The organism is Streptomyces sp., from assembly GCF_036524955.1.
Lineage (GTDB): Bacteria > Actinomycetota > Actinomycetes > Streptomycetales > Streptomycetaceae > Actinacidiphila.
Window position 1 is genome coordinate 1 of sequence record NZ_DATDBG010000019.1, and the last position, 2,157, is coordinate 2,157.

The following is a 2,157-nucleotide window of genomic DNA, read 5'->3' on the forward strand; positions in this document are numbered from 1 at the left end:
CGCTTGATCTGGTCGCTGATGGGGGTGTCGTCCTTGCTCACGGAGTGCCTCCCGAGGTCTCGACCCGCGGGAACTCCGCGAGCGCTTGCGCGGCGATCTGCCGCATCATCCAGGTGTCGATGACGGCGCCGATGATCCCGCCGACGAAGGGCACGCCGCGGCCCAGGCGGGAGAAGAACCGTTCGAAGACGCCGCGCATCAGGCGGAACGCGACGGCCTTGTTGACGACCATCAGCGCGGCCGGTGGCAGCCTGCCGAGGGCCAGCCTGGTCATCGATCCTCCGCTCGTGGAGAGCCCCGCCTTGGCCAGCACCTCGTCGGCCCTGGCGCCGACGAGGGTCAGCATCACGGCCGTGCGCACCTGCGGGTCCGCGAGGTCGTACCCGCGCAGGGTCGCGATCCCCCCGACCATCCGCGTCGCCTGGATGTAGAACTCGGCGATGTTGACCGGCAGCGCGACCGGCATGGTCACGAAGCCGCCGAGGCCGGTCACGAACCCGCCGACCGCCCCGCCCACGACGTGCAGCCGGACGACCCTGTCGACGCCCTCCTCGGGATCGGAGGTACGGCGGCGGGCGGCCTCGGCGATGCTCGTCGCCGACCGGAGAGGTCCTCGTCCGTCGAGGCCGGCGTCCATGAACACCTGCACCAGCCGCCCGATGGCGCTGTCGTCCGGTGCGTTGGCGCGCGCCGCCTCGAGGGCTGACGCCGTTCGCTCGGACTCGTCACGGCCGGGCCTGAGCAGGTCGAAGAGTCCCATGCGTCGAGTCTGTCATCCGGAGGCGAACCGCCTAGTTGCCGCCGCCGCCGTCCCCGCCGCCACCGCCGTCGTAGCCGCCACCGCCGTCCCCGCCGCCGCCACCGTCGTAGCCGCCTCCGCCGTAGTCGGCGCCGTCGAACGAGCCGGAGGCACCCCCGCCGCCCCAGGGAATGGGTGGCTGGAACGCCCACATCATCACCGCGGAGCCGGCGAAGTACCCGTCGGCGTACGGCTGGTACCCGGCGCCCGCGTCCCAGTACGGGACCTTGCGGGACCCCATGGCGACCTTGCGGATCTCGGGCGGCTGGTGGTCGGCGACCCGGGCGGCGTCCTGCGCGCACGCGGGGACGCTCCGGGTGCCACGACCGGGCTGGGTCCACACCACGTTGACCGTCGACGGCCCGTGCTGCGGGTTGAAGAAGCACGGCTCGCGGGGCTCCGGCAGCGGGGTGCCGGCCACCCGGGCCTGGACGCACGCCAGCGCGTACCTCCCGGCCGACAGCGTGGTGGTGACCGTGCTGACGTCCTCGGCCTTGCGGATCCGGGGGACCTCGCGCCGCGCGGTCTCGTACGCGTCGAGCGCCGCCTGGTAGTCGAGCTGGGCGTCGGCACCGAGCGGCTGCCCTGCGACCTGTGCGTCGAGGCGCTGGAGCTGCTCGCCGAGGTACGTGACGTCCTCGTCGGCCAGCTGCCGGATGCCGTCGAGCTCCTCCACCTCCTCGCGGTGGTGGGACCTGCGGCCGAGCATCTGTCGGGCGGCGAGCCCGCCTCCTCCCGCGACCAGCAGCAGCAGCAACCACTCCATGGTGTCCCCCTCGAGGGCCGTTCTCGCCCCGCCCTGTCGATGGTCCTCCCGTGGGCCTCGATGCGCCACCCGCCCCGGGACGTCATACGAACGGAGGCCCGTAGACCACGATTGGTATGACGTTGTGGGCCTGTCGGGTCACCGCTCGTCAGAACTGTGGTGGGGAGCCCTCGGCGGGGACGGAGGCGAAGAGGTTGAGGCCGAGCCGTTCGGCGAGGTACTTGGTCGCCAGCTGGCCGCGGATGCTGTTGCCCGCCGCGTCCAGGGGAGGGGAGTACGTGGCCAACCCGCCCTTGCCGGGGGCGACCGTGACGATGCCGCCGCTGACGCCGCTCTTGCCCGGGACCCCGACCTGGTAGAGCCAGTCGCCCGACAGCTCGTACAGCCCGGCGCTCGACATCACGGCCAGTACTCGCCGGCACACCCCGGGTCTGATCACCGTCTCGCCGGTGACCGGGTTCACGCCGCCGTTGGCCAGGGTGGCCGCCATCACCGCGAGGTCGTGGACGGTCACGTCCAGGGAGCACTGACGGGTGTAGACGTCGGTCGCCTCGTCGGGGTCGAAGTACAGCCGCTCGTAGCTCTTGAGGAG

3 protein-coding genes are annotated in these 2,157 nt (G+C 72.3%); all 3 read right to left on the reverse strand.

Features of this window, described 5'->3' with window-relative positions; genetic code table 11:
• Positions 1-37 precede the first annotated feature (37 nt).
• The gene (locus VIW71_RS01740; RefSeq protein WP_331620027.1) at positions 38-760 is read right to left on the reverse strand and encodes an EcsC family protein; all 723 of its coding nucleotides are present in this window, start codon (positions 758-760) and stop codon (positions 38-40) included.
• Positions 761-791: 31 nt separating this feature from the next.
• Positions 792-1,565 (reverse strand): hypothetical protein, encoded by a 774-nt coding sequence (locus VIW71_RS01745; RefSeq protein WP_331620028.1) that lies wholly within the window; start codon positions 1,563-1,565, stop codon positions 792-794.
• A gap of 148 nt (positions 1,566-1,713) precedes the next feature.
• Positions 1,714-2,157, reverse strand: a 444-nt coding sequence (locus tag VIW71_RS01750) for a glutaminase (protein ID WP_331620029.1), incomplete at its 5' end; no start/stop codon positions are given.